30 protein-coding genes are annotated in these 26576 nt (G+C 72.3%); 16 read left to right on the top strand and 14 right to left on the bottom strand.

Features of this window, described 5'->3' with window-relative positions:
• Nucleotides 1-33 precede the first annotated feature (33 nt).
• Both AC07AW_RS16085 and ligA read left to right on the top strand, forming a co-directional pair.
• Nucleotides 34-1035, top strand: coding sequence for a YwqG family protein (locus tag AC07AW_RS16085; protein WP_478816049.1), 1002 nt, complete (start codon nt 34-36; stop codon nt 1033-1035).
• A gap of 44 nt (nt 1036-1079) precedes the next feature.
• A complete protein-coding gene (gene ligA, locus AC07AW_RS16090) occupies nt 1080-3146 on the top strand; it encodes an NAD-dependent DNA ligase LigA (RefSeq protein ID WP_478816050.1) in 2067 nt (688 codons plus the stop codon).
• 46 nt (nt 3147-3192) lie between these two features.
• Here ligA and AC07AW_RS16095 read toward each other — a convergent pair whose 3' ends face one another.
• From AC07AW_RS16095 to AC07AW_RS16105, 3 genes are all read right to left on the bottom strand, one after another.
• Nucleotides 3193-3987: a YqjF family protein gene (locus tag AC07AW_RS16095; protein WP_478816051.1), complete on the bottom strand. Its 795-nt coding sequence runs from the start codon at nt 3985-3987 to the stop codon at nt 3193-3195.
• A gap of 81 nt (nt 3988-4068) precedes the next feature.
• A complete protein-coding gene (locus tag AC07AW_RS16100) occupies nt 4069-4479 on the bottom strand; it encodes a nuclear transport factor 2 family protein (protein ID WP_478816052.1) in 411 nt (136 codons plus the stop codon).
• 151 nt (nt 4480-4630) lie between these two features.
• Nucleotides 4631-5326 carry a type 1 glutamine amidotransferase domain-containing protein gene (locus AC07AW_RS16105; RefSeq protein WP_478816053.1) on the bottom strand — a complete coding sequence of 232 codons (696 nt, stop codon included), beginning with the start codon at nt 5324-5326 and terminating at the stop codon, nt 4631-4633.
• Nucleotides 5327-5801: 475 nt separating this feature from the next.
• Here AC07AW_RS16105 and AC07AW_RS16110 point away from each other — a divergent pair, with 475 nt between their 5' ends.
• Nucleotides 5802-6815: a metallophosphoesterase family protein gene (locus AC07AW_RS16110; RefSeq protein ID WP_478816054.1), complete on the top strand. Its 1014-nt coding sequence runs from the start codon at nt 5802-5804 to the stop codon at nt 6813-6815.
• Nucleotides 6816-6907: 92 nt separating this feature from the next.
• On the opposite strand, the gene AC07AW_RS16115 is transcribed toward AC07AW_RS16110, so the two are convergent.
• From AC07AW_RS16115 to AC07AW_RS16125, 3 genes are all read right to left on the bottom strand, one after another.
• Complete coding sequence (locus AC07AW_RS16115; protein WP_478816055.1) at nt 6908-7117, bottom strand: ferredoxin; 210 nt, start codon at nt 7115-7117, stop codon at nt 6908-6910.
• Nucleotides 7118-7131: 14 nt separating this feature from the next.
• Nucleotides 7132-8322, bottom strand: coding sequence for a cytochrome P450 (locus AC07AW_RS16120; protein ID WP_478816056.1), 1191 nt, complete (start codon nt 8320-8322; stop codon nt 7132-7134).
• A 165-nt stretch (nt 8323-8487) separates the two neighbouring features.
• Entirely contained in the window at nt 8488-9711 is a 1224-nt protein-coding gene (locus AC07AW_RS16125) for a sensor histidine kinase (RefSeq protein ID WP_478816262.1), read from the bottom strand.
• A gap of 236 nt (nt 9712-9947) precedes the next feature.
• Between AC07AW_RS16125 and AC07AW_RS16130 the strand changes: the two genes are divergently transcribed.
• From AC07AW_RS16130 to AC07AW_RS16145, 4 genes are all read left to right on the top strand, one after another.
• Nucleotides 9948-10502: a GlcG/HbpS family heme-binding protein gene (locus AC07AW_RS16130; RefSeq protein ID WP_478816057.1), complete on the top strand. Its 555-nt coding sequence runs from the start codon at nt 9948-9950 to the stop codon at nt 10500-10502.
• A 78-nt stretch (nt 10503-10580) separates the two neighbouring features.
• Nucleotides 10581-11174, top strand: coding sequence for an ankyrin repeat domain-containing protein (locus tag AC07AW_RS16135; RefSeq protein ID WP_478816058.1), 594 nt, complete (start codon nt 10581-10583; stop codon nt 11172-11174).
• Nucleotides 11175-11252: 78 nt separating this feature from the next.
• A complete protein-coding gene (locus tag AC07AW_RS16140) occupies nt 11253-12113 on the top strand; it encodes a maleylpyruvate isomerase N-terminal domain-containing protein (protein WP_478816059.1) in 861 nt (286 codons plus the stop codon).
• Nucleotides 12114-12170: 57 nt separating this feature from the next.
• The gene (locus AC07AW_RS16145; protein WP_478816060.1) at nt 12171-12608 is read left to right on the top strand and encodes a glutaredoxin domain-containing protein; all 438 of its coding nucleotides are present in this window, start codon (nt 12171-12173) and stop codon (nt 12606-12608) included.
• A gap of 4 nt (nt 12609-12612) precedes the next feature.
• On the opposite strand, the gene sigJ is transcribed toward AC07AW_RS16145, so the two are convergent.
• Nucleotides 12613-13566: an RNA polymerase sigma factor SigJ gene (gene sigJ, locus AC07AW_RS16150; RefSeq protein WP_478816061.1), complete on the bottom strand. Its 954-nt coding sequence runs from the start codon at nt 13564-13566 to the stop codon at nt 12613-12615.
• Between the two features lie 196 nt (nt 13567-13762).
• On the opposite strand from sigJ, the gene AC07AW_RS16155 reads away from it, so the two are divergent.
• Both AC07AW_RS16155 and AC07AW_RS16160 read left to right on the top strand, forming a co-directional pair.
• Complete coding sequence (locus AC07AW_RS16155) at nt 13763-14194, top strand: hypothetical protein (RefSeq protein WP_478816062.1); 432 nt, start codon at nt 13763-13765, stop codon at nt 14192-14194.
• Nucleotides 14195-14255: 61 nt separating this feature from the next.
• On the top strand, nt 14256-14930 hold the full coding sequence (locus tag AC07AW_RS16160; RefSeq protein ID WP_478816063.1) for a hypothetical protein: 675 nt from the start codon (nt 14256-14258) through the stop codon (nt 14928-14930).
• Between the two features lie 16 nt (nt 14931-14946).
• Here AC07AW_RS16160 and AC07AW_RS16165 read toward each other — a convergent pair whose 3' ends face one another.
• Nucleotides 14947-15981 carry an ArsR/SmtB family transcription factor gene (locus AC07AW_RS16165; RefSeq protein ID WP_478816064.1) on the bottom strand — a complete coding sequence of 345 codons (1035 nt, stop codon included), beginning with the start codon at nt 15979-15981 and terminating at the stop codon, nt 14947-14949.
• Between the two features lie 129 nt (nt 15982-16110).
• On the opposite strand from AC07AW_RS16165, the gene AC07AW_RS16170 reads away from it, so the two are divergent.
• Nucleotides 16111-17073, top strand: a complete 963-nt coding sequence (locus AC07AW_RS16170; protein WP_478816065.1) for an SMP-30/gluconolactonase/LRE family protein — start codon at nt 16111-16113, stop codon at nt 17071-17073.
• Nucleotides 17074-17092: 19 nt separating this feature from the next.
• On the opposite strand, the gene AC07AW_RS16175 is transcribed toward AC07AW_RS16170, so the two are convergent.
• Both AC07AW_RS16175 and AC07AW_RS16180 read right to left on the bottom strand, forming a co-directional pair.
• The gene (locus AC07AW_RS16175) at nt 17093-17956 is read right to left on the bottom strand and encodes an MBL fold metallo-hydrolase (RefSeq protein ID WP_478816066.1); all 864 of its coding nucleotides are present in this window, start codon (nt 17954-17956) and stop codon (nt 17093-17095) included.
• 160 nt (nt 17957-18116) lie between these two features.
• Complete coding sequence (locus tag AC07AW_RS16180) at nt 18117-18575, bottom strand: PaaI family thioesterase (protein WP_478816067.1); 459 nt, start codon at nt 18573-18575, stop codon at nt 18117-18119.
• A gap of 104 nt (nt 18576-18679) precedes the next feature.
• Between AC07AW_RS16180 and AC07AW_RS16185 the strand changes: the two genes are divergently transcribed.
• The gene (locus AC07AW_RS16185) at nt 18680-19234 is read left to right on the top strand and encodes a GNAT family N-acetyltransferase (RefSeq protein ID WP_478816068.1); all 555 of its coding nucleotides are present in this window, start codon (nt 18680-18682) and stop codon (nt 19232-19234) included.
• A gap of 24 nt (nt 19235-19258) precedes the next feature.
• Here AC07AW_RS16185 and AC07AW_RS16190 read toward each other — a convergent pair whose 3' ends face one another.
• The 3 genes from AC07AW_RS16190 to AC07AW_RS16200 all read right to left on the bottom strand — a co-directional run bounded on the left by AC07AW_RS16190 (nt 19259) and on the right by AC07AW_RS16200 (nt 20987).
• The gene (locus AC07AW_RS16190; RefSeq protein ID WP_478816069.1) at nt 19259-19750 is read right to left on the bottom strand and encodes an SRPBCC family protein; all 492 of its coding nucleotides are present in this window, start codon (nt 19748-19750) and stop codon (nt 19259-19261) included.
• A gap of 86 nt (nt 19751-19836) precedes the next feature.
• Nucleotides 19837-20223 (bottom strand): VOC family protein, encoded by a 387-nt coding sequence (locus AC07AW_RS16195; protein ID WP_478816070.1) that lies wholly within the window; start codon nt 20221-20223, stop codon nt 19837-19839.
• A gap of 140 nt (nt 20224-20363) precedes the next feature.
• On the bottom strand, nt 20364-20987 hold the full coding sequence (locus tag AC07AW_RS16200) for a histidine phosphatase family protein (protein ID WP_478816071.1): 624 nt from the start codon (nt 20985-20987) through the stop codon (nt 20364-20366).
• A 131-nt stretch (nt 20988-21118) separates the two neighbouring features.
• Here AC07AW_RS16200 and AC07AW_RS16205 point away from each other — a divergent pair, with 131 nt between their 5' ends.
• Nucleotides 21119-22084, top strand: a complete 966-nt coding sequence (locus AC07AW_RS16205; protein WP_478816072.1) for a restriction endonuclease — start codon at nt 21119-21121, stop codon at nt 22082-22084.
• Between the two features lie 5 nt (nt 22085-22089).
• Here AC07AW_RS16205 and AC07AW_RS16210 read toward each other — a convergent pair whose 3' ends face one another.
• Nucleotides 22090-23316 carry a PP2C family protein-serine/threonine phosphatase gene (locus AC07AW_RS16210; protein ID WP_478816073.1) on the bottom strand — a complete coding sequence of 409 codons (1227 nt, stop codon included), beginning with the start codon at nt 23314-23316 and terminating at the stop codon, nt 22090-22092.
• 150 nt (nt 23317-23466) lie between these two features.
• On the opposite strand from AC07AW_RS16210, the gene AC07AW_RS16215 reads away from it, so the two are divergent.
• The 4 genes from AC07AW_RS16215 (at nt 23467) to AC07AW_RS16230 (ending at nt 26557) form a co-directional block, all read left to right on the top strand.
• Entirely contained in the window at nt 23467-24000 is a 534-nt protein-coding gene (locus tag AC07AW_RS16215; protein ID WP_478816074.1) for a GNAT family N-acetyltransferase, read from the top strand.
• Nucleotides 24001-24093: 93 nt separating this feature from the next.
• Entirely contained in the window at nt 24094-24804 is a 711-nt protein-coding gene (locus AC07AW_RS16220; protein ID WP_478816075.1) for a VanZ family protein, read from the top strand.
• Nucleotides 24805-24813: 9 nt separating this feature from the next.
• Complete coding sequence (locus tag AC07AW_RS16225; RefSeq protein WP_478816076.1) at nt 24814-25485, top strand: response regulator transcription factor; 672 nt, start codon at nt 24814-24816, stop codon at nt 25483-25485.
• Nucleotides 25478-26557 carry a sensor histidine kinase gene (locus AC07AW_RS16230; protein ID WP_478816077.1) on the top strand — a complete coding sequence of 360 codons (1080 nt, stop codon included), beginning with the start codon at nt 25478-25480 and terminating at the stop codon, nt 26555-26557. Before AC07AW_RS16225 ends, AC07AW_RS16230 begins: the two co-directional genes overlap by 8 nt.
• Nucleotides 26558-26576 lie beyond the last annotated feature (19 nt).

A 26576-nucleotide genomic window follows, 5' to 3' on the forward strand; every position in this document is an offset into this window, starting at 1 on the left:
GGGCGTCGCATGCCGACTGGATACCGTTGCGCGGTGAAGCCCACCACCCCCTACCGTCCCCTCGACATCACCCTCCCCTTTCCCGAACTGAAGCCGTTCGCGCGCACCGCGACGCGGCTGCATCCGCGTCCCGGCGCGCCCACGGCCGCCGACAGTTCCGTGGGCGGGCCGCTGCTGTGGCCGGTGGACGAGGCGTGGCCGGAGTGCCGGGAGCACGGCAGGGTCCGGGGCGTGTCGCCGCAACGGGCCCGCCGCTACGAGGAGATCCTCAGGGCTGCCCGGGCACGGCCCCGCCCGGCTGGTGCCGGCGGGTGGGCGTACACGGACGCCGAACGGGCCGAGGTCCAGGCAATGGCCGACGCCGGACATCAGCCGGACCGTCACGACGGCGGCCCTCTGCCGCTCCTCGCTCTCGCCCAGTTCCACGCGCGCGACGTGCCCGATCTGGCGGCCTTCGCCCCGCCGGGGAAGGACCTGCTCCAGATGCTGTGGTGCCCGTTCGACGGGCACGAGGACGGCTCGTACAGCGACTTCGGGCCGTCGACGCGCCTCTTCTGGCGCCGCGCGGTGGACGTGACGAACCCGCTGTCCGTACAGCCCGAACCGCCGCTCGCGGAGCACGCGCGGTACGTGCCGGTGCCCTGCGCGCTGCATCCGGAGCGGATCGTCGAATACCCGTGGGCCGACTACCTGCCGCCGGACCTCGTGGACCGGATCTACGCCTGGGAGGACGCCTTCGAGGCGCGGGTGGGCCGGGCGGCACCCACCTACCAGTACGACCTCTCCCTCGCGCCCGGCTGGAAGATCGGCGGCTGGGAATCCTGGCACAGGACCGACCTGATGCGGGTCCTCTGCGAAGCCTGCGGAGCCGAGATGCGTCTGCTGCTGACCATGGACTCATGTGAATCCCAGGCCAGTTGGGGGCCCTTCCCCGAACCCGGCTGCCCCACCGGCGTCGCGGCGGGCCGCCACGAGTACCGGGCCTTCGTCTGCCCGGCCGATCCGGCGCACCCCCACCGGATGAGCGTGCAGTAGGACGCCGACGGGCGTTGTCAGTGCCCTGCGACAAGATGTTCGACATGACGACAATGCCCGCCGTTGAGGCGCACTTCAGCCTGTCCAGCCGTGCCGCGTACGAGGCCGCCATCGAGCGTCTGCGCGACGCCTCCCGCACCTACTTCGGCGCGGGCTACAGCGTCATGGACGACGCCACGTACGACCGGCTGCGGCTCGCCGTGAAGGCCTGGGAGGCGGTGCACCCGGAGGACGTCGCGCCGGACTCGCCCGCCGATCAGGTCGCCGACGGAGCCGCCCCGGCCGGCGACGTCACGCACACCACGCGGCTGCTCAGCCTCGACAACGTCTTCGCGCCGGAAGAGCTCCTCGCCTGGGGCACCTCGCTCCAGCGGCGGCTCGGGCACGAGCCGGCGGGAGGGTTCACCGTCGAGCCGAAGATGGACGGCGCCGCCGTCGCCGCCCGCTACCGCGACGGACGCCTGGTGCAGATCATCACCCGCGGCGACGGCACGCAGGGAGAGGACGTCAGCCACGTCATAGGGACGATCGTGGGCCTCCCCGAGCAGCTGCCCGTACCCGCCACCTTCGAGGCGCGCGGTGAAGTCCTCTTCACCCAGGAGCAGTTCGAGGCCGCGAACGAGACACGGATCGCGCACGGCGGAGACGTCTTCGCGAATCCCCGCAACGGCGCCGCCGGCACCCTGCGGGCGAAGGACCGGCCCTACCGACTGGCCATGACGTTCTGGGCGTACGGCGCGGTCGACCTGGACGACGTGGCATTCCTGCCCTCCGGGGCCGGTCACGCCGAGACACTGGCCGCGGTGGCGGCAGCCGGCGTGCAGACCACGGCGGCGACCCCCGCCGGACTGCACGTCGTCGCCACCCTCGCCGAGGCTCAGCACAGGGTCGACGCGATCGCCGCGATGCGCGCGACCCTGCCGTTCGGCATCGACGGAGTCGTCATCAAGGCCGACAGCGCCACCGAGCAGGCGACGGCGGGCTTCGGCAGCCGCTTCCCGTACTGGGCGATCGCGTACAAGCTTCCGGCCGTCGAGCGGCAGACCGTCCTCGAGGACGTGTTCTGGGAGGTAGGCCGAACGGGTGTGCTCGCCCCGACGGCCGTGCTCGCCGCCGTGGAGCTCGACGGATCCACCGTCACCCGCGCCACCCTGCACAACCCTGCCGACATCCTCCGGCGCGACCTCCACATCGGCGACACCGTGACCGTCCACAAGGCCGGCGACATCATCCCGCGCGTCCAGGCCGCCGTCGTCGAGCTGCGCCCGCAGGGCGCCCTGCCCGTACCGCTGCCCGAGGAGTGCCCGAACTGCGGCGGGGAGATCGACAAGAGCCAAGAGCGGTGGCGCTGCGCCAAGGGCACCGCCTGCGCGCTCGCGCCGCTGATCGAGTACGTCGCCGGGCGCGACATCCTCGACATCGACGGCCTCGGCAGGAAGTACGTCGACGCCCTGATCGGCGCCGGGGTCGTCGGAGACGTCGCCGACCTGTTCACCCTCACCGAGGAGCAGCTCACCACCGCCTCCGGCAGCGCCAAGCGGGGCACGAAGCTGGCCGAGCAGATCCGGCTCGCCAAGTCCCGCCCCCTCAGCCGGGTCTTCTGCGCGCTCGGCGTGCCGGGCACCGGCCGCAGCATGTCCCGGCGCATCGCCGCGCACTTCGGCACGATGGAGGCCATCCGGGCGGCCGACGCCGACGCGCTGCAGGAGGTCGAGGGCATTGGCCCGGAGAAGGCGCCGGTCATCGTGGAGCAGGTCGCCGCGCTCGCCCCGGTGATCGACAAGCTGATCGCGGCGGGCGTCGGCATGACCGAGCCGCGACAGGAGAAGGCCGAGGACGCGGTCGAGGGGCCGCTGAGCGGGAAGACGGTCGTGGTCACGGGGAAGATGACCGGTCCGCTGGACGGCTGGGGCCGCTCCGAGATGGGTGCGCTCATCGAGAAGGCCGGCGGGCGCGTGGGCAGCGGTGTCAATTCCAGGACCACGTATCTGGTGGCGGCGCCGTCCGCGAACGGCAAGCCGAGCTCGAAGGCCGTCAAGGCCCAGGAACTGGGCGTCGAGGTCCTCGCTCCCGAGGCCTTCGCCACGCTGGTGGCCGCGTACCTGGCCTGAGCGGCAGGCCTGCCGGTGACGGTACGGGCGGAGTACGACGGCGGCGTCAGTCGCCGCCGTTCCTCGGGCGCGGAACGGTCACGGTGCGGGGGAGCCTGGGCGGGGCGCCGAAGCGGACGGGAACGCCCGGTGAGTACAGCACGCTCACGGGCTCCCCGAGCGGGCGGCGCAGGCCGGCCGCCGAGAGGAGGGTCTCGTCGCAGGTGAGGAGGCGGGCGCGGTGCAGTGGCCAGCGGGGGTGCGTGTTCGGGAGGTAGAGGGGGCGCCCGCGGAAGGAGCTGTGCATGCCCCAGCGGGCGGTCAGGAAGTGTTCGAGCGCGGTGGGCTCGACGACCCGCTCGCCGATGTCCAGGCTGATCGCGCTGTGTGCCCCGCGCGGCCCAGGCCACCGGCGCCTGCTGGTGTACGTGACGGTGGAGGCGTCGGCCCCGACGGTCATCTTCGACCACACGTACGGGATGCGGAAGGCCCATCGCCCGACGGCCACGGGGACGAGACGGGACGCGTCGAGCGAGCGGAACACCACACCGCGGCGCCCGTGACCGTCCACCGAGTACAGGCGGACGTTCGTCTCCGGAAAGCTTCCGAGGTACGGGATCCCCGGCAGGCGGAACCAGCCGACCCGGTGCATCCGGAAGGCGACGAGGCCGACGTAGGTGACGCCGTCGAGGGTGTCGGGCACGGTCCCGGCGGGAAGGAGCGGGGCCACCTCGGCGGGATCCACGGGCCAGTGCAGAAACGCCAGGTCCAGCCAGGACTGGGTGAGCAGGGTGCGGGCCGCGCGGTGCGGCGGGTCGGCCGATATGGGCTCGGGCTCCACGGCGGGCGGGGTCTGCGGCATCGCGCCAGTATCCAGGGTCCGCACCCCCGCCTGCCGCGGGGTGGGGCCGCGCTCAGGCCTGCGTTCCGTCGGGGGCGTCGCTCACGCCCCGTCGGCCTGCGCCGCGCCGGAGGCCTCGGCCGCGATGCGATCGAACTGCGCGCCCATCGCCTCGGCCAGGGCCTGTGCGGCGGAGAGCGGCCGGACCATGACCATGAAGTCGTCGATGAGGCCCTGCTCGTCGAGGTGGAGGAAGTCGCAGCCGGTGATCGCGCGGTCGCCGACCCGGGCCTCGAAGACGAGGGCGTGGTCGCGACCGTCCTCGCCGGTGATCTCCCGGACGTAACGGAAGTCGGTGAAGACACGGGAGACCCCGCGCAGGATGGCCGCGGTGATGGCCCTGCCGCGGTAGGGCTTGAACGCCACGGGGCTGGTGAAGACGACATCCTCGGCGAGCAGTGCCTCGATGGCCGCGTGATCGTTCGCCTCGACGGCCTGACGGAAGGGCTTCATATGCATCTCCGCAGCTAGTCAACTAAGTGAGTAATTGAGGAGAGGCTAGTGACGCGGGACAGCCGTGTCCAGGCCCGGAGGGCCCCCGCCCCGGCAAGCTCCGGGGCGGGGCCGCGCGAGGGCCTCGTCGGGCCGGTCCGTACCGAGACGGTCAGGCCAGCTTCTTGAGCAGCTCCGCGGCGAGCGGGGCGGAGGAGGACGGGTTCTGGCCGGTGACCAGGTTGCCGTCGACGACGACGTGCGGCACCCACGGCTCGGCGACCTGGACGTCCACGCCGGCCTCGACGAGCCGGCTCTCCAGCAGCCACTTCGCCCGGTCGGCGAGGCCGGCCTGGGTCTCCTCGGCGTTGGTGAAGGCGGCGACCTTGCGGCCGGCGAAGGCGTTCGAGCCGTCGGCGTTCGTGGCGGCGAGGAGCGCAGCCGGACCGTGGCAGACGACGCCCAGCGGCTTGCCCGACGCGAGGGCGTCGATCAGCAGCTTGCCGGAGGTCGCGTTCACGGCGAGGTCCTCCATGGGGCCGTGGCCGCCGGGGTAGAAAACGGCGTCGTAATCGGCCAGGCGGGCGTCCTCCAGCTTGACCGGCTTCCTGATCTCGTCGATGGAGGCGAGCGCCGCGGCGACCCTGTCCGCGCCCTCCTGGCCGCCGTTGACCTCCGGGGCGAGGCTCCCCGCGTCGACGGTCGGGACGACACCGCCCGGCGTGGCGATGACGACCTCGTGGCCGGCGGCCTTGAACGCCTGGTAGGGGGCGACGGCCTCCTCGGCCCAGAAGCCGGTCGGGTGCTTGGTGCCGTCGGCCAGCGTCCAGTGGTCGACACCGGTCATCACGAAAAGGATCTTCGACATGAGGGAGCTCCAGGGGATGGCGGGCCCGGTCGGGGCCCGGAGGCGGGGATGCGCACACTGACACTCTGGTCCGGGTGACGTTCCGCGGCGAGATCGTCAGTGCGGCGATGTCGTCGACACTAGGTCGACCATCCATTGGTTTCCAATGAGGAAACCAATGCCTCCCATAGGGATCCCGATGTCCCGGAGGGAATACGAGCGGGGCGGAAGGCCTGAGAGAGGCAACTGCGAGTCATCGTCGCGGGCCGTCGACGCGCCGGAGGCCCTCCGGTCTCGTCTCCACGCCTGACGCTCAACACGTCGGAATACGTTCATGCTGCAGACATGCCGGGGCCGGGCGCCAGGTCGGTCGGATTGCGTATGCATAACGGGTCTGGATCGAAGCGCGGTGATCCGGGACGCGAGAGCCTGAGCGTGCGGGGCGTGAAGGTGAGGACTCGTCCCCGGGCGCCGCCGTACCCGAGAGGAACTCTCCGTGGATCGCAGGTCTCTGCTCACCGTCGCGACAGGGGCGGTGGGCGCCGTCGCCGCCGCCCAGATACCGGCGGGCGCGGCGCCCCTCCCGCAATCCGGCCCACCGGTCACCACGTTCAACGTCATCAGCGACATCCAGGGCGACCTCCAGGACCTCGGCGTCGCCCTGGAGGACATGAACCGGACCAACCCCGCGAGTTCCGGCCTCGCCGTCGCCGGTGACATCACACCGCGCGGGTACGACGCCGAGTACGCGGCGGTCGCGGCCGAACTCGCGCGCCACACCCACACGAGCACCGTCGCCTGGGCCATCGGCAACCACGAGTTCTACGTCCCCAAGTGGCGGGACCCGTCGACCCTCGCGCAGGACACCTGGCCCAACGGCACCACCGAGGACTCGCTGTTCAGGAGCTTCTACCGGTTCGCCGGCCGCAACTCGGTGTACGCGGAGGACTCGTTCGGCGGCATCCCGGTGCTGAGCCTCGGCACCGAGAAGTACATGCACTACCACGACCCCAAGCTCTGGGACGAGGTGTGGCTCAGCGAGGACCAGTTCACCTGGCTGGAGGAGCGCCTCGCGTACTGGGCCCGCCGGCGCAAGCCCGTCATGGTCGTCACGCACCACCCGCTGCCCAACACCGTCTCCGGCAGCCACAATCGGCTGTACTCGCGCGACTACCTCCAGGCCGACCGGCTCCTCGCGATCCTCGGCCGCCACCGTGACGTCTTCCTCTTCTGCGGGCACACGCACTGGGACCTCGGCCTCTCGGACTGGTACGTCCGCAGGGTCGTTCCCGGCACCGCGAACCTGGACGGCTTCTCGGTGATCAACACCGGTGCCGTGCAGACGGGTTACACGGACGACGGCATGGGCGGCGAGGTCTCCGTCCCGGGGACCTTCAACCAGGGGCTCCAGGTGGAGGTCTTCCGTGACCGCGTCGTCGTCAAGGCCCGCGACTTCGCCGCCGGCAGCTGGCTGAAGCAGATCACGGTCCCGCTCTCGACACGGATCTGAACCGGCGGGCCCGGCCCGAGTCGTCCGTCCGGGCCCGGGACTCGGCACCGCCGCCACGGCGGTGCCGAGTCCTCACCGCTTTCAGGCCCCCGTCACGCACGCGCCTCGTCGGCCGGGTCATGGAGCGTGATCGCCTGTACGGGGCAGGCGCGGACCGCCTCGCGGACCAGCGTTCCGGTGCCGTCCTCCCTGCCGGGGACGACCGTCCCGAAGCCGTCGTCGTCCTGGGTGAAGTCGTCCGGTGACGTCAGCGCACACTGCCCCGCGCCGATACAGACGTTCGCGTCGATCGAGACCCGCATCCGCACCGCTCCTCTCACCATGTGACGGGGAGTTCGAGCATCCCCTGGATCGTGTCGCCCGGTTTGAACGGGATCTCCTCGGCGGGGACGGCCAGCCGCAGCCCCGGCAGCCGGCGCAGCAAGGTCCCGAGGGCGATCTCCAGTTCCGCCCGCGCGAGGTTCTGCCCGAGGCACTGGTGGATGCCGAAACCGAACGCCACGTGGTGGCGGGCGGACCGGGCCCAGTCGAGGGTGTCCGGATCGGCGTAGGCGGCGGCGTCCCTGTTGATGACCGAGGTCGAGAAGACCACGCCCTCGCCCGCGCGGACCACCGTCCCGGCGACATCGATGTCCTCGCGCGCGACCCGCAGCAGTCCGTCGGCGATCGACAGGAACCGCAGCAGCTCCTCCACGGCGGCGGGTACGAGCCCGGGATCGGCGCGCAGCTCGGCCAGCCGCTCGGGGTGGCGCAGCAGGGTGTACGTACCCAGCGAGATCATGTTGGCCGTGGTCTCGTGCCCGGCCACCAGCAGGATCGTGGCGAGCTGCACCAGCTCCTCGCGGTCGGGACCGCCGTCTCCCGACCCGCGCGCCACCAGGTCGTCCAGAACGCCGTCGCCGGGCTTCAGGCGCTTGCGGTCGATCAAGTCGCCCAGGTAGCCCTCCAGCCGGGCCAGCGCGTCCTCGGTGTCCGCCACCGTCGGGCCGCGCAGCAGCCGGCGCGACTGCTCCTCGAAGAAGTCGTGGTCCGCGTACGGCACGCCCAGCAGGTCACAGATGACGATCGACGGCACCGGCAGCGCGAAGGCGCTCACCAGCTCGGCCGGCGGCCCCTGTGCCTCCATCGCGTCCAGGAGCCGGTCCACGGTCTCCTGGATGCGGGGCCGCAGGCCCTCGGCGCGCTTGAGGGTGAAGCTCGGGATCAGCAGCCGCCGCTGGGCGTTGTGCTCGGGGTCGTCCCAGCCGAGCAGCGCCGTTCGCCGCCGCCTGCGGACGGCCGTCGCGCGCTCCGTCGGCAGCGGGAAGTCGCCACGGGTGGAGTCGGTGGACAGGCGCTGATCCGCGAGGAGCGTGCGGGCGGCCGTGTGTCCGGTGACGAGCCACACCTGCCTCCCGTCCCACAGGGAGACCCGCGACAGCGGGCGATCCTCCTCGGTCCGGGGATAGGCGGTGGGCGGGTGGTAGGGGCAGGTCCGGTCCTGGGGGAACGCCACGGCTTGGGTCACGGGGGCCTCGCTAGGGGCGGATCGGCGGCAGGGGCTGTGGTGCCGTCTCCACTACATGCCTCAGGCACCTATCTGGTCTACGCACAGTTCGGCCATTCCACCGGAACGGGGGCCGCCCATATGGGCAGGTGCGCCCGATGAGGACCTGGAGGAGCCCGCCCGGTGTCAGGGCCGTGGCGACAGCGGGATGACGGCGGTCAGGACCGTCCCCTCGCCCGGTGCCGACTCGATGGTCAGGGCGCCGCCGAGCTGCCGGACACGCGCGCGCATGGCGGGCAGGCCGTGGCCGCGCACCCCGCCGGGCCTCTCGACGGGGTCGAAGCCCCGGCCGTCGTCGGCGATGTCCAGGACGACCTGATCGTCCAGATGGCTGAGGGTCAGGGCCGCGGTGCCGGCGTCGGCGTGCTCGCGGATGTTGGCCAGCGCGCCCTGGGCGATCCGCAGCAGCGCCGCCTGTACGCGGTCGGGGAGGGCGGCGGTCGGCGTGCCGTCCTGGTGGAAACGGACCTGGAGGGTGTCGGAGGACTCCCGCTCGGCGAGCGTGCGCAGCGCTGCGTCGAGGCCGCCGCCCCCGGCGAGGTCGGCGGGCGCGAGGTCGTGGACGAAGCGGCGGGCCTCGGCGAGGTTGTGCTCGGCGATGGACGCGGCCGTACGGATGTGGCGGCGGGCGGCGGCCGGGTCGGTGTCCCAGAGCCGGTCGGCGGCCTGGAGCAGCATCTGCTGGCTCGACAGGCCCTGCGCGAGGGTGTCGTGGATCTCCATGGACAGCCGCTGGCGCTCGGCGAGGGTGCCCTCGCGGCGCTCGGTCGCGGCCAGTTCCCGGCGGGTGCGGACGAGGTCGACGATGACGGTCCGCAGCCGGTCCGCCTGGCGCTGGGAGTAGATGAAGACGGCGGTGGCGACGGCGGCCCCGGCGAACGGGGCGAACATCAGGTTCGGGTCGAAGCCGAAACGCAGCCGCAGTTTCAGCTGGGCGGCCACGACGCACAGGGTGATCAGCGCGACCAGGATGATCGCGGACCGGGTCCGCAGGGAGCGCAGGCTGGTGTAGAGGAGCGGCACGACGCACCAGCCGAAACTGGGTGCCAGGAACACGAGGATGGACCACACCCCGATGACGGCCGCCAGCCAGAGTCTGGAGGCCGTGGCGGGAGGAGCCCCGCGTCCGTCGGCCTGCTGAGGGCCGAGGACCGGACCCAGGACGTACAGCAGGGCCAGCACGATGGCCAGGACGATGACCCAGGGGGTCCCGGGAGCGCCGGGGTGGACGATCAGGTACCGGGTCAGCGAGGAGCACAGCAGGACGAAGAACGCCACGTGCATCACGGTCGCGAGCCAGCCGGCGTCCGGGTCGGCCGCCTCCGTGTCGATCGGCGACCGCCTGTCCATCCGCACCGTCCACTCCTTGCCCTGCTGCCGACCGTTCTCCCGAGCCCCAGGCTATCCGGACGATCCTGTTCCGCATCGATCGATCGGTTGACCCCCGTGTCGTCCGCCGGGCGCGCCGGACCGAGCCCGTAGGCCGACCGGACAGGGCCCCGAGCGCCACCAGGATGGATGTCAGAGCGGGAACGCAGAGCTTCCCGAGCCCCCCGAGGGGGTTGATGCCCAAGGAGCTGATGATCGTGAAGAAGATGACCCTGCGCACCCGTGTCCTGACCGGTACCGTCGCCGCCGGCGCCCTCGCCGCGGGCCTGTTCGGCACCGTCTCCGCGAACGCCGCCGCCCCGGCCGCCGCTCCCGCCGCCGTCATGGCCGACGCGGACAACGGCAACACCATGGAGACGACGCACCTGACGATCGCGGCGGCCACGAAGGCCGCGCAGGCGACCCTGGACGCCGCCGAGAAGGAGAACCAGCGCGTCTCCGTCGCGGTCGTCGACCGCAACGGCACCACCATCGTCACCCTGCGCGGCGACGGCGCGGGCCCGCAGTCCTACGAGTCGGCCGTCAAGAAGGCGTACACCGCCGTCTCCTGGAACGCCCCGACCTCCGAGCTCGCCAAGCGCCTCACCAACGCCCCGACCCTGAAGGACATCCCCGGCACCCTCTTCCTCGCCGGCGGCGCCCCCGTCACCGCCAAGGGCGCCCCGATCGCGGGCATCGGCGTCGCGGGTGCTCCCTCGGGCGACCTCGACGAGAAGTTCGCCCAGGCCGGCGTCGCCGCCCTCGCGAAGTAACACCCCGCAGACCCCGGCGGTACCCGGCCCCCCGTCCGGGTGCCGCCGGTCTTCTCGTCACGGACATGGAGGACAGGGATGGACGACCGCAACAGCCGGCTCCTCACGGCCGCCCGCCAGGGCGACGCCGACGCGGTCCGCACCGCCCTGGCGGCGGGCGCCGCCGTGGAGGCCCGCGACGAGGAGCTGCGCTCCCCGCTGCTGCTCGCCTCGCTCGGCAACCACGTGGCCGCCGCCCGGGTCCTCGTCGAGGCCGGCGCCGACCCGAACGCCCAGGACCGCCGCCAGGACAGCGCATGGCTGGTCACCGGCGTGACCGGCAGCGTCCAGATGATGCGTACGCTGCTGCCGGCCGGCCCGGACACGACGCTGCGCAACCGCTTCGGCGGAATCTCGCTGATCCCCGCGAGCGAACACGGCCACGTCGCCTACGTACGAGCGGTCCTCGACGAGACCGACACCGACGTCGACCACGTCAACGACTTCGGCTGGACGGCCCTCCTGGAAGCGGTGATCCTCGGCGACGGAGAGCGGCCGCACCAGGAGGTCGTGGAGCTCCTCCTCGCCGCCGGCGCCGACCCCAACCTCGCGGACGCGGACGGCGTCAGCCCCCTGCGGCACGCGGAACGACGAGGCTTCGACAGGATCGCCGGCCTGCTGAAGGCCCGCTGAAAGGCCGCTGAAGAGCCCTACCGTGACCGTCCTACCGGGCGGTAATCTGCGGGCCCGTCCGCAGCATGGGGGAGTGGTATGGGCACCGTCACGAGTTTCGATCCCGTCACCGAGCACGCGAGGACACGCGCCGCCCTGGGCGCGGCGGTTCCGCGGCTCGCCCGGCTCCTGCGCAACGCACCCGACCTCGACGCGGCCTCCGGTGTCCCGGTGTGGTCGGTCGGCGACGTCGGCGCCCACCTCGCGGCCGTCTACCTCGCGTACACCGCCACAGCCTCCGCCGACGAGACCCTGGACCTGGACGGCGTCCTCCCGCCGGGCGACGCTTCGTTCGTCGACCGCATCACCGCCATGAACGCCACGTCCATCGGTCTCGTCACCGGTGAAGAGCGCGCCCACCTGGGCGACTTCCTCGCCGAGCGCGGCGAGACCTTCCTGCGGGTCACCGCAGGCCTCTCCCACGACACCCCGCTCGAAGCCCCCTGGTACGGGGAGGACGTTCCCCTCACCCTGGCGACGGTGACCGGCCTGATGCTGAGCGAGACCCTCGTCCACGGCCTCGACATCGCGCGCGGCTCCGGACTGCCGTGGCCCATCGGCGCGGACGAAGCCCGGCTGGTGCTCGGTCAGTCGATGCCGACGATGATGGCGGCGGCCCTGGACACGGAGAAGGCGCGGGGCGTCAGCATCGCGTTCGACCTCGTGGTCAAGGGCGGTCTCCGGCTCGCCGTCCTCGTCGACGACGGCACGATGACGGTCACCCGCGACGCCCCGCCGCGCGCCTACGACTGCAGGCTCACGGTCTCACCCACCGCTTTCCTGCTGGTGTCCTTCCGGCGCATGCCGATCTGGAAGGCGATCGCCCTGGGCCGGATGCGCGCCGGCGGCCGCAGGCCCTGGCTCGCCCCGCAACTCGGCCGCCTCGTCACCACGCCCTGACCCGAAGCACGAGCCCGGACCGCGCACGCCATGCTCCCGTCGGTAGGCTGCGTCGTCATGACACGTGCCTGGATCCTGCCGACATTACTGGTCATCAGCGGCGCACTCGTCGCGGCCGGGCCGATCACCCGGGGCAACCCCGGCCAAGGCACCGTGCTCCTCCTGGTTTTCCTGCTGCTCGCGGTGGCGAACTCGCCGCTGATCTACCCGAGGTCGATCGGCGCGGAGGAAGCCCGGCGTCGCAGCGCGGCCGACGGCCGGCCGATCGTCTACTGGCGGCCGGGATGTCCGTACTGTCTGCGGCTGCGCATGCGCCTGGGCCGCCGTGCCCGCCGGCTGCACTGGGTGAACATCTGGCGCGACCCGGACGGAGCCGCGGACGTGAGGGCGGCGAACGACGGCAACGAGACCGTGCCGACGGTCGTCGTGGCGGGCCGGCCGTTCACCAACCCCGACCCCGCGTGGGTACGCGAGCAGCTCTCGCCCTCCGCCTGACGGGTCAGCTCTCGCCCTCCTCCGTCCACGGGCGGAGCTTCTCCGGGTTGCGGACCGCCCAGATGCGGGTGACACGGCCGTCGGCCAGGTCGAACGCCGCCACGGTCACGGTGACACCGGCGTTCTGCGCGACGAGCCCGGGCTGACCGTTGACGGTCCGTTCCAGGAGCGTCAGCCCGGGAGCCTTGTCGGCGATGTGGATGAGGTACTGGGCGATGAGCCGGCTGCCCTCGACGGGACGCAGTACGGCGCCGACCAGGCCGCCGCCGTCTGCCGTCATCGTGGCCTCGGGGTCGAGCAGATCGACGAGGGCCTTGATGTTCCTGGCCTCCCACGCCTCCTTGAAGTGCCGTACCAGAGCGGCCTGTCCGGCCACCGGCGCGGCCGGGGGCTGCGCCGCCCGGACGCGCCGACGGGCCGAGGACGCCAGCTGCCGGCAGGCCGCGGGGGACCGGCCGACGATGTCGGCGATCTCGGAGAACGGGTACCGGAAGACGTCGTGGAGGATGAACGCCACGCGTTCGGCCGGCGTCATCGACTCCAGCACGACGAGGAACGCCATGTTCACCGACTCGTCCAGGGTGATCCGGTCGGCGGGGTCGACGGGCTCGGCCCGGTCGGCGTCCGCCCGCACACTGGACCACTCCACACGGTCGGGCAGCGGTTCGGGCAGCCACGACCCGACGTAGCGCTCGCGGCGGACCCGAGCCGAGCCGAGCATGTCCAGACAGACACGGCCGGCCACCGTCGTCAGCCAGGCCCCGGGAGAGTCGACCGCCTCGCGCTGGCGTGGCGACAGCGCGTACCAGCGGGCGTACGTCTCCTGCACGGCGTCCTCGGCCTCGGCGAGCGAACCGAGCAGCCGGTAGCCGAGGTTGAGCAGGTGGCGCCGCTCGCCGACGACCACGCTCAGGTCCGGCTCGGACCGGTCGAGTCCCGGCTCGATGGAGGTGCTCATGATCGCGAGTGCTCCCTGGTTCGTTCGTCTCGTGCGATGACGCTGTCGGTCCCGTGTCCGTGTGACGGAGAAGCCCCCGGAAATGAAGTTCGGCAGCGGCCTCACATTTCAGGGGCCTGCGTCGTCGGACAGTCGAGACACTACCGAGCCACCGCCGCGAGGCAACCGCCGCGAGGCAGAAGAAAAGGATCACGTCATGGCCACGACTGTGCAGACCACTGCGGAGACCACGGCAGTGCAGGGCAGCGGCAGCCGCATCTTCCTGCAGGTCTCGATCGCCCTGCAGACCCTCACCCTGTTCTTCCAGGCGGCCACGGCCGGGCTGTTGCTGTCCGGGGCCACCGGCGAGCTGATCCACGGCGTCGGGGCGCGCGTGACGTACGGCGCGACCATGCTGTACGTCCTTGCGGCGGTCCTGGCCTGGAAGCCGGGCGGCGGTTCGCCCCGGCCCATCCTCTACTCGACCGGCTTCCTCGTGCTCTCCTCGATACAGGTGGTGCTGGGGATCGCGCACAAGCCGGCCCTCCATGTCCCCCTGGGCGTCCTGATGTTCGGCCTCAGCGTGCTGGCCCTCGGCCAGATCCTCACCGCCCAGTGGAAGGGCCGCTCCGCCACGGGACGGCGGTAGTCACCACCGGGCCGCCACCCGGTGATCGGCGTGATCGCGGAGCCGTTCTACTGTGATCGACATGTCCGTTCCCGTGCATGCCCTCGCCCACCGGCCGTTGACGGCCGAGGCCGTCGCCGAACTGGTGGCACTGCCCGCCGTGCCACCCGTCCCGGACGACGACGAGGCCGCCGTCGACGCGGAACTACGACTCCGGGGCTGGGTCCGGGAGGACGCGCTCGTCTGCGAGTCCTTCCGCACCGCGCACGGCCATGTGCTCTGCACGGATGTGGTCAGCCCGTTCGGATGCCCCGAAGCCCGGACGTTCCTGGTGTTCGGAGAGGTGTACCCCGTCGACCCGCACGACGAGGACATGGCCAACGCCTCCTGGCTGTACGGCCTCGTGGACCGCTGGCGGGAGCAGCCCGGCTGGAGCGGAAGCAGGCCCAGCACCGTCGACGCCTGCGAGGCGGTGCTGGCGCGGGCCGCGCGGGCGGTGACCGACCACCTCGGCACGCCGCCCGAGCGGACGGTCCTGTCCGCCGAAAGCCTCGTCACCGGGCCGGCCCTGACGCACCGGATCTGGCGCACCGCCACGCACGCCCTCGTGCTCGGACCGGCGGCCGACAACGGCCCGTACGGCTACCTCACCCACCTGCAACTGTCCTGCACCCCCCTCGACTGCGCTCCCGCACTTCCGCCCGCCGACGCCGAGGACGACCTGGCCGAGTGGATCGCCGCGCACATCGACTGGTGACCCGCCCCCCGGGCGCTCAGATCCCGGCCAGCAGCGAGTGGCCGAGGGGGGTGAGGCTGTGGAGCACCGCCGTCCCGGTGCGCACCGTGTCCACAAGTCCCGCGCCCCGCAGGACGCTTGCGTGTCCGCTGGCCGCCGCCAGGGACACACGGGCGCGTTCGGCGAGGGCCGTGGTGGTGGCGGGGGAGCGCAGGAGCGCCAGCACCTGGGCCCGCGTGCGGCCGAGGAGCGCCGCGAGGACCTCCGGGCGGTCCTCGGCCGAGCCGGCCGCCCCCGCCCCGGCGCCGACCGCGTCGTCACCGTCGTACATCGGGTAGACGAGGACGGTCGCCGACTCGGGCCGGTACATCACCATCGGGCCGGTCGCGAACCACGAGGGGACCAGCAGCAGTCCGCGCCCGCAGAGCGGGACGTCGTACGCCGACGCGGAGGGCAGGTGCAGGGTCGGTGCCTGCCACCGCCAGGTCGTCCCGAGCGTGGTCAGCAGGGCGTCGACACCCCCGCGCAGCAGCATCTCGGCCCGTAGCGCGCGGTCGGTGAGGGTGTCGCGGCGGATCCGGGGCCAGAGCGGTTCGACGGAGGTCTCGAAGTAGCGCCGCGTGTCGTCGAGCAGGACGCGGGACGCCGCGGGCGAGCCCTGGGCGAGCTCGTGGGCCCACCGGCCGGGCCGGGCCAGACCGCCGTTCCAGCCGGAGACCTCCGGGATCCCGAGATCCCGTGCGAGGCGCTCCGCGGGCGTCGACGCGGCCGCGTCGAGGGCGTCGGCGAAGTCGTGTGCCGAGGGCTGCAGCAGGAAGTCCGGTACGAAGCCGTCCTCCGCGACCAGTTCGGCGAGGACACCGGCGCGGGCGGCCGCGCCTCCCCGCAGGGAGTGGTGCCACTGCCGGGCCGCGGGCCGCGGACGGTACGGCTGTGCGCGGCCACGGATCTCGCGCGCACGGCTCAGGCGCAGACTCAGCCGCAGGCTCAGGGCGGTCTCCGAGAGCGCGTCGGCCGCCGGGGCGAGGGTGATCCGGCCGAGGTCGGCGGCCGTGAAGTGAAGGCGGATCATGTCGACCGATTATCGGCCCGGCGGACCCTTTCACCCAGGGGTGAAAGGCAGTGCGTTCCCGGCGAGGACGCAGGAGGCTCCCGTTGTCCCCCTCACCACCCGCCGATACCCACGCCGGAGGTCGTGCCGATGCGCCGCATCCCCGCCCGAACAGCCTGCCTCGCAGCCACACTTCTCCTCACCGCCCTCGCCGGCGCCCCCGGCCCCGCGAGCGCCCGGGACCTGCCCGACACCTATGTCGTCTCCCGGGACCCGGGCGTGCTTCCCGAAGGGATCACGGTCACCCCGGACGGCACCCTGTACGTCTCCTCGGACGGCCGGGGAACCCTCTACCGGGGCCGCGTCGGCGACCCGGACCTGAAGCCGTTCCCCGCGCGCGGCCTGGAGGACCGGCCCAGCACCCTGGGCGTGCACACCGACCGGCGCGGCCGTGTCCTGTCCGTGGGCGGCGCGAGCCTGACCGTCCACGACCGCCACGGACGACTCCTCGCCACCCGGACGGCACGCGGCGGACCGCTCGGCGCGCCCCACCTCAACGACCTGGTCGTGACGGAGGACGCGGTGTACGTGACGGACTGGGCCAACCCCGTCGTCCACCGGGCGGAGATCCGGGGCTCCACGATCGGCCCCCTCGAACCCTGGCTCGACATCCGTGCCGCCTTCCCGCAGTTCCCCGCCCAGTACTGGCTGCTGAACGGCATCGTGGCCGACGAGTCCGGCTCCACCCTCCTGGTGGCGTCCAACGGCACCGAGGCCGTCTGGCGGATCGGCACCGCCGACAAGGACGTCAGCAGGCTCGACCTCGGCGACCAGTCCTTCGGCGCCGACGGCATGGTGCTGCACGGCCGGACGCTGTACGCCGTGCTCAACTACGGTGCCCCGCACGGCGTCTACCTCGCCCGGCTCGACGAGGAGCTGCGGACGGGCACGGTGACCCATCGCCTCACGGACGGCCCCTTCGACCTGCCGACCACCCTGGCGCGGCACGGCTGCCGCCTCTACGTGGTCAACAGCCAGCTCGACGAGCCGCCGGGCCGGCCCCCGTACACCGTGAGCGCGATCGACGACCCGATGTGCGAGGACAGACCGTGACTCCCTGCGTCAGCGCGGCTCAGCTCGGCTCGGACGCGGGCCACGCGCGCGGGTAGGGCACACGCAGCGACTCGGCCGCCACGGGGGTGTGGCCGGCCGCCGCGTGCAGTCGCCCGTCGCGCAGGACGATCCCGCCGGCGGAGAGCATGGACGTCACCAGGTCGGTGGCCAGAGCCTCGGGAGTGAGACGCAGGAGGCGTGCGGCGTCCGTCAGCCACGCACGCGCGTGGAGGTACGGTTCGACCTCCTCGGACGGGATGCCGTCGCGGATCATGAGGGCGAAGGCGAAGATCCGGCGGACTCCGTACCAGACGGCTCCGTCGGGGTCGTCGACGAGCCGCCGGCCCCGGCGCAGGGCGGCGGCGAACGCGGCCCCCGTGTCGACGGGCACCGGGCCGTGGGAGGGCAGGATCACCCGCGGATCGAGGTCGGCCATCCGCTGGAGGGAGGCGAGCGCCGTCGTCGCGGCGTCGGGCCCGTCGAGAGCGAGGTTGACCCAGCCGACGTCGTAGTCCGACAGCGCGTCGCCGACCACGAGCAGCCGCTCCTCCGGCTGCCACAGGGCCAGGTGGCCCGGCGTGTGACCGGGGGTGCGGACGACCTCCCAGTCCGTGTCGCCGAGGCGGAGGATCTGCCCGTCGTCGAGGGACAGGTCCACGGAGTACGGGGCGACCGGCTGGTCGAGGTACTCCGCCGCGCAACAGCCCGGGTCCCGGCGGGCGAGCGCCTCGGCTTCGGGGGCCCCGGCGGCGACGGCGGCGCCGTGTGCCTGGAGGAGGGCGTTGCCGCCGACGTGGTCGGAGTGCTGGGGGCACCCCCGGACGGAGTCTGGGGGAGCGTGTTCACGACCAGACCGACCCGTCCGGCCCGGGCGCGGGCCCACTCGGCGGTCTCCTCGGCGTGGCCGACGAACCCGGAGTCGACCAGGGCCGGTTGCTTCCCGTGGAGCAGCAGTGTGTTGGCGTCGGGGAACGGCCGCTGCCACCAGGTGGCCCAGGACGGCAACGTCGGCGGCCGCGGGCTCACCGTCCCGGCCCGGGGGCTCACTGCTCGGCTCCGTCCACGCGGATCAGCGTCTGCTGCCCGGCGGCGACGAGCTTCCGCTCGCCGTCGGCCCGGACACCGAACACGTCGAGGCGGCACACGGTCAGCGTCCGGCCGGACTTCAGAACGGTACCGACCGCCTCTATGTGTGCGCCGACGGCCGGCGCCACAAGATTGAGCTTGTACTCGACGGTGAGCACCTCGGAGCCCTCGGGAAACAGGGTGAGGGCGGCGTAACCACCGGCGCTGTCCGCGATGGCGCCGGTGCCCCCGGCGTGGAAGTAGCCGTGCTGCTGGGTCACTTCGGGCCGGGCCGGGAGCACGATGTGCACCCGACCGGGGCCGATGTGCGAGAGGCGCGCGCCGAGGTGGGCCATCAGCCCCTGGCGGTCGAAACTCGCCTGGACGCGCTCGCGTACCTCCGGGCTCGCCTGTTCCCGCTGCGTCGGGTCTTCCACGTGCTCTCCTCCGGCTGCGACGGACATCACGATCAAGGGATCGTACGGGTAGGCGGTCGTATAACCGGTCGACACCCCGGTCCCGGCCGGGTTGGCTGGGTGGCATGCCAGAACTGCGAACCGATCGACTGCTGCTCCGCCGCTGGCGGGAATCCGACCTGGAACCCTGGGCGGCCATGAACGCCGATCCCGAGGTTCGGGAACACCTCGGGGACCTCCTGACGCGGGAACAGAGCGACGCCGTGGTCGCCCTCATGCGGGCCGACTTCGACGAGCGGGGTTTCGGCTGGTGGGCGCTCGAATCACGGGCGACCGGTGCATTCGTCGGCCGTGCGGGCCTGGACGTGGTGGGCGAGGACATGCCCTTCACGGGGGTGGACGTCGGATGGCGCCTGACCCGTACGGCATGGGGCCACGGCTACGCCACCGAGGCCGCCCGGGCCTGCCTGGCCTTCGGCTTCGAGGTCCTCGGGCTGCCGGAGGTGCTCGCGTCGACGACCGTGAACAACCTTCGCTCCCAGGCGGTGATGCACCGGATCGGCATGACCCGGGAGCCGGCCGACGACTTCGAGGACCCGAGCGTCCCCGAGGGACCGCTGCGCCGGTGTGTGCTGTACCGGACCCCGGCGGAGCTGCGTACGGCCTACCGGGGCACGTGACGCGCTCTCCGGTAGGCCGTGACCTCAGGCCCCGGCGGTCGCGGTCCGCGCGATGCGTTCGAGGGTGGTGCGCATTCCGGCACGGTTGAGCGCGATGCGGCGGGCGGGGTTCGATCCGGCGAAGACCGTGCCGAGCAGCTCGGCGACCCTGGCCCGGGACCCGTCCGTCCGCAGGTCCTGCCAGAACTCGGTGAGCCGGGTCCCCGAGCCCTCCGGTTCGAAGCGGTAGCCCCAGCGGGCGATCGGCAGCCCGAAGGCGCTGATGTCGAAGACGAACTCGCTGTCCGGACGCATCCGGGTCACCCGACCCTGGGTCGGCCAGAGGAACGGCCCGCGCCGGTTGAACCCGACGAACCGGGTTCCGGTCCGTGCCGGAGGCCGCAGGACCCACACGGAGCGGCACTCCGGGCTCCACCGCCCCATGTTCCGCAGGTCCGACACCAGCCGGTAGACGACCTCCGGCGGCGCGTCGACGACCGTGCTCTCCTCCAGGCTCCACTGCCGATCCATGGTCATGGCCCGCTCCCCTCGCACGGTGGGGGAGACCGCCCCCACTGCCTACTCGCCGGTACGTTAGCGGGCGCGGGAGCGGCCTGTCTCGCTCAGTTCTCGACGTCCTGCGGGTACCAGCGCAGTTCGACCGTGTTGCCGTCGGGGTCCTTCACGTAGACCGACTGGGCCGAGCCGCGTGCGCCCCAGCGCGGGACCGGGCCCTCCAGGACCTCGAACGTGCCGGAGTCGATGACCTCCTGCCAGTCCAGGGGGTCCACGACCAGACAGATGTGGTCGACGTTGGATTCGCCGCGCGGGCGGGAGAACAGGTCGATGACGGTGCTCTCGTTTATGCGTACCGACGGGAACGACACCTTGCCGGCCCGCCACTCCTCGACGCGCTCGGGCGCGAGGCCCAGGGCGCCGGTGTAGAACTCGAGGGACCTGTCGACGTCGGTGACGTTGAGCACCAGGTGATCGAAGGCTTTGACTCGCATGAGGGGCTCCCTGCCTCTCCGGGGTTGCGTCTCGTCTTGATGATCATGGTGACTGCGGAGGCCGCGATCAAGTGCCCCGGAGGTCCACGATCCGGACCGCGCGCCTCCGGCCCCGGCTTCCCGGGCGGTCCTCCGCGCCGTCAGATGTGCAGCTCGGGAGGGAAGCCGGTCCACCGCAGCTCGGCGGGGAGGTGCCCCGTGTCGTTGAAGAAGAGGACGGCAGGGGCCCGGCCGGGCGCGTACCGGATGACGGTCAGAGCCGCGTTCGCGTGGTTGATGCCCATCCACCGCGCCTTCGGCGCGTCGAGGGCCTCCCGGACGAGCCAGGCGATGAGGAAGTTGTGCGTGACGACGAGTTCGTGGCGCGGCTGGTCGCCGTCGACGGGGCCGGTGAACCGGGTGACGGCCTCCGCGGCCAGTCCGGGCCCCTCCTCACGCTCCCGCGCCGGGAACCCGGCCAGGAAACCGAGCATCGCGTCGGCCGACTCCGAGGGCAGTTCCTCGCGCCGCGGAATGTAGGGGATGTAGTCGCCGGCGGGCGCGGACATCCGCACGGGTACCCCGTCGAGCTGGTCGCCGACCAGCCGAGCCGTCTGCTCGGCGCGGGCCAGCGGGCCGTGATGGATCGCCATGAGCGGGGCCTTCCGCAGCCGCTCGCCGAGCAGGACGGCCTGGCGGCGACCCCTGTCCGTCAACGTGCTCTCGTCCTCGGACGCTTCACCGTGCCGGGCCAGATACAGATAGCGGGCGGCTGTCTCCGTCACGTGCGACTCCTTCGGCAAGGTTCGTGATCATGTGAATGTGTGGACAGACGTGCTGCGGCGGCATGTGGTTCCGCGACCAGGGGTGTTGCCGCACGAGGGGCGGTGTCAGTGCCTGTCCCTAGGGTGCATGCATGAACGTGAGGGAACCTTCCGCGGACGAGGTCCGCCCCGCACCGGAGCGCACGGTGCGGCGTCTCCTGGACTCGGCACGTGAGCAGGCGACACAGGTGGACCTGGAGGCCGCCTTCGCCTGGGTGACGGAGGGACGGCTCGCGCACGACCTGCTGGCCGACTGGCGCGGTCTGGACGAGGAGGCGAAAGCGGAGCTCGACCGCTGCCGGACGGCCCTTCGCGGCCTCAGGAACGCGAGGACCCCACAGGACACCGTGCGGTACGGCCGTTGCGCGGTGGAGACGATCCTTGCGGGAGAACTGCGGGAGCTGGTGGCACGTACGGAGAAGGCCGTGGCGTGGTGCGAGCAGGCCCGTGACGAGGTGATGGCGGACCTCGGCCGGCTGGTGAGGGAGCGGCGCACCGAGTTCCCCTCGGCCAAGGCGGCGCCCCTGGGGGAGTTGCTCGAGGAGTCGACGCGGGTACGGGCGGACCTCGACCGCGCTCTGGAGACGTACCGGGAGGAGACGCGCGAGCTGTCCCTGGAGGAAGAGCGGCGCCAGGAGTTCCTGCGGAGCGACGACAGCATCTCCCTGGAGGAGATACGGGACCTGTCCGCCCGCGGCTTCGAGGAGCTGATCGCCTCGCTCCTCGAACGCGACGGCTGCGAGGTACGGCGCACGCATGGCGGCGCGGGGGACGGGGGAGCGGACGTCATCGCCATAGGCGGGAACGGGGAGCGGATCGTCGTGCAGTGCAAGCTGCGGAGGAAGGCGGGAGCGGCGATCGGGGTGTCGGACGTGCAGACGTTCAACGGCACGGCACGGCCCGACCACCGGGCGACCCATCCCCTCATGGTGACGAACGTCCGCTTCACCGCCCAGGCGGAGGCAGCCGCGGCGAGATACGGGATCACCCTGATGGACAGGGGAGCGCTGCGCGCATGGGCGACCTTCGGAAAACCCCTCGTGCTCGATGTCGCCTGAGGGCGTCAGAGCCGGAGGAGGACCAGAGCCGTGTCGTCGGTGACACCGGTGGGCGGGGTGAGCTCGGTGAGCAGGATGTCGGCGAGGTCCTCGGGCGGGACGGCCCGGTGCCGGGTGAGCGCGTCGGCGAGCCTGGTCAGGCCGGTGTCGATGTCCTCGCGGCGGCGTTCGACGAGACCGTCGGTGTAGACCGCGAGGACCGCGCCGTCGGTGAAGACGGTGCGGGCCTGCGGCCGGGGCGCGTGTTCGGGGAGGGCGCCGAGCGGGGGGTCGGTGGCCCGGTCGAGGAACTCGACCGTGCCGTCGGGGTGGCAGAGGACGGGCGGGGGATGGCCGGCGCTGCTGTACGTGAGGACACGGTTCGTCCAGTCGATCACCACGGACACGGCGGTCGTGGACTCGGCGCCGTGGACGTCACGCGAGTACAGATCGAGGACTTCGAGGGCGCGGGCGGGGCCGTCGGCGACGCGTGAGGCCGCCGACAGGGCACTGCGGAGGAGCCCCATCACACCGGCGGCGCGCAGACCGTGGCCGACGACGTCGCCCACGGCGATCGCGGTGCGGCCGGGCAGCTCGACCAGGTCGTACCAGTCGCCGCAGACGTTGAGCGCTCCGGTGGCGGGCCGGTAGCGCACGGCGGCGTGGTGGTGGCCGAGGGGGCGCGGCGCGGGCAGCATCGCCTCCTGGAGGTGGAGGGCCACCTCGCGCTCGCGGGCGTGCGCCCGGCGCAGGCGCTCGTTGACCTTCTGCAGTTCCCTGGCGCGGCTGTAGAGCTCGGACTCCAGGACCTGGGCGCGCTCCCCGGCACTGCCGCCGCCGCGGGCCTGGATCAGTTCGGTGACCTCCTCCACGCGGTGCACAAGGAGAGCCACGGAGCCGTCGGGCGCGAGGACGGGGGCGTTGATCGGACTCCAGTACCGCTCCTGCCAGTGCCCGGGCCGGTCGGGGGACTCGACGTCGTAGCGCTGCAGCGCCATGGTGTCGGGTTCCCCGGTGGCGAGGACCCGCTCCAGGGAGGTGCGCAGGTTCTGCATGCCGGTCGCGGACGGGTCGTCCGGGTTGTCGGGGAAGACGTCGAAGAGGTAGCGGCCGACGACCTGCTCGCGCGTCCGGCCGGACATCGACAGGAACGCCTCGTTGACGTCCGCGTAGACCAGCCCGGGGGTGAGCAGCGCGACGGGGCCCGGCAGGGCCAGGAACACCGCCTCGTAATCGATCCCGGGTCCGTTCACCCTTCACCTGCCCGTCCGCCGCGGGTCCGGCCATCAGACTGCCCCCACGATAGGCGCGACCTGCGCGTACGGCCTCCGGACCGCGTCCGTCCGGGGCCGTCGTCCGCCCCCGGCCTCCTTGCCCGGCGGCAAGGAAGAGATCATGTCGGGATGGCAGATCACCACTCCTCCGCGTCGCCGACCGTGGTGCGGCTGGCGGAGTACACGAAGACCGACCAGACCGAGATCCTCGGCGACGGTGCCGACCCCTTCGGCGTCGCGGACGCGGGACTGACCTGGCTGCCCAAGAAGGAACACTTCGGCATCAGACAGCAGGGCCGCCTCGTCGCCCACGCGGGCCTGCTGCGGCTCCCCCTGTCGATCGACGGCGCCGACACCCAGGTCGTGGGTGTCGGCGGCGTGGCCGTCGCCTCCGACCTGCGGGGCCACGGACTGGCCCGTGCGGTCGTCTCGGCGGCCCTGGAACACGCCCGGACGCTGGGACCCCGGTACGGGCTTCTCTTCTGCCGACCACCACTCGTCGCGCTCTACCGGCGACTCGGCTGGCACCTCCTCGAACAGCCCGTCCATGTCGAACAACCCGAGGGGCCCGTGATCATGCCGCTCCGAACGATGTGGACACCGCTGCACGGCGACGCGACCTGGGCGCCCGGAGAGGTCCGGCTGCTCTCGCTCCCCATGTGACCGACCGCGTGGCCCAGGGCCCGCCCCCGTGTATCGCGGGCATATCGAAAATCGGATACGTCAGGGCAACGGGCTCCCGGCTGCAATGGGGGTATGAACGACCACACCTCTCTGTCCGTACCGCCCCGCCGTGTCCGCCGGATCGTGTTCCTGAGTCTCGCGGTGCTCGGCCTGGCCGGAGCCTTGTTCGCGTTGCGAGGGCCGCTCCTGATGGCCGCTCCGCGGTGCATGGCCGGGCGGTGGCACGGATGCTTCGACACGTTCAACGGTGTGGTGCTCATGACCTTGGTCGCGGTGCCCCTGGCCGCCCTGGTGGTGTGGGGGCTGGCGTACCGGCGGCGTGCCGCCGGCGTCGCGTCGGCGTGGCGGCTGTCGCTGGCCGAGGTGGGCATGGTCCACGGGACGGTGCCGTTCCTGTGGCTGACCATGATGCCGGGCTCCGGTGCCGGTGTCGTCCCCGGCCGGGTGAGCCTGGTCCCGCTGCGGGACCTGGTCACGATGGGGTCGCTCGGGATCACCGGCAACCTGCTGGTCTTCGCGTCGCTCGGGTTCTTCGCCCCGATGCGGTGGACCGCGCTGACGTCCGTGCCGCGGATCCTCGCGCTCGCGGCGGGCTGCTCGGCCCTGGTCGAGATCGCACAGTACGTCCTGCGGCTCGACCGGGTGTCCTCCGTCGACGACGTCCTGGTCAACACCACCGGCGCCGTCCTGGCGGCGCTCGCCTCGCGCCGCTGGTGGCGCACTCCGGGAGAAGCGCCGTCGGACACCCCTCGCCCCGCACCGGCACTCAACGGTGCTGCTTAGGCTGGAGCCATGCGCGTACTGATCGTGGAGGACGAGCCCTACCTGGCCGAAGCAGTCCGTGACGGGCTCCGCCTGGAAGCGATCGCCGCCGACATCGCCGGCGACGGCGACACCGCACTGGAACTGCTCGGCGTCCACACCTACGACCTCGCCGTCCTGGACCGCGACATCCCCGGCCCCTCAGGCGACGAGGTCGCCCGGCGCATCGTCGCCTCCGGCAGCGGCATCCCGATCCTCATGCTCACCGCCGCCGACCGGATCGACGACAAGGCCTCCGGGTTCGAGCTCGGCGCCGACGACTACCTCACCAAACCGTTCGACCTGCGCGAGCTCGTCCTGCGGCTGAGGGCCCTCGATCGCAGGCGCGCCCACGCCCGGCCCCCGGTCCGCGAGATCGCGGGCCTGCGGCTCGACCCCTTCCGCCGCGAGGTCTTCCGCGACGGACGCTACGTCGCGCTGACCCGTAAACAGTTCGCCGTCCTCGAAGTCCTCGTCGCCGCCGAGGGCGGTGTCGTCAGCGCCGAAGAGCTCCTCGAACGGGCCTGGGACGAGAACGCCGACCCCCTCACCAACGCCGTGCGCATCACCGTCTCCGCCCTGCGCAAACGGCTCGGCGAACCCTGGATCATCGCCACCGTGCCCGGCGTCGGGTACAGGATCGACTCCGGTGCGCATGGATAGGCGCCCAGGGCTCAGCGCCCGGCTGAAACTCACCCTCAGCTACGCCGGGTTCCTCGCCGTCGCCGGCGCCCTCATGCTGGCCGTGGTGTGGGGGTTCCTGCTGCGCTACGTACCGGACAACTCGCAGGGCCTTCTCGGGATCTCGCCCAACCGCTACCTCCTCGTGCACACCTTCGCCCCCGCCGCGGCCGTGGCGATGGCCTTCCTGCTCGTGTTCGGCCTCGTCGGGGGTTGGATCCTCGCCGGCCGGATGCTCGCACCGCTCACCCGGATCACGGCCGCGGCACGGACCGCCGGCAGCGGATCGCTGTCCCATCGCATCCATATGAAAGGCCGCCAGGACGAGTTCCGTGAACTGTCCGACGCCTTCGACTCGATGCTCGAACAACTCGAGTCCCACGTCGCCGAGCAGCAGCGCTTCGCCGCGAACGCCTCCCACGAACTGCGCACCCCGCTCGCCGTCTCGCGCACGCTCCTCGACGTCGCCCGCAAGGACCCCACACGCGACCGGGACGAACTCGTCGCACGTCTGCAGGCCGTCAACAACCGGGCGATCGACCTCACCGAGGCGCTCCTCCTGCTCAGCCGGAGCGACCGCGGGAACGTCACCCGCGAGAGCGTCGACCTCTCCCTCGTCGCCGAGGAGGCCGCTGAAACCCTGCTTCCGCTCGCCGAGAAGCGCCGGATCACCCTCGACGTCACCGGCGGGGCCACCCGCGCCAGCGGCTCCGCCGAGCTCCTGCTGAGGATGGTCATGAACCTCGTCCAGAACGCCATCGTCCACAACGTCCCCGCCGGCGGCACCGTGACGATCCACACCGAGACGCAGGACGACGCCGCCGTGGTGCGGGTCGAGAACACCGGGCATCCGCTGCCACCGGAACTGGTGCCGACCCTCACCGAACCCTTCCGGCGCGGAACGGAACGCGTCCGCACCGACGAGCACCCGGGCGTCGGCCTGGGCCTCGCCATCGTGCACAGCGTCGTCCGCGCCCACGACGGGACCCTCGACCTCGCGCCTCGCCCCGCCGGCGGTCTCCTCGTCACGGTCCGGCTTCCTCGCACGCCGTAGACCACGGTGGCGCCCCGCC

This window comes from Streptomyces sp. NPDC044003 (assembly GCF_056435185.1).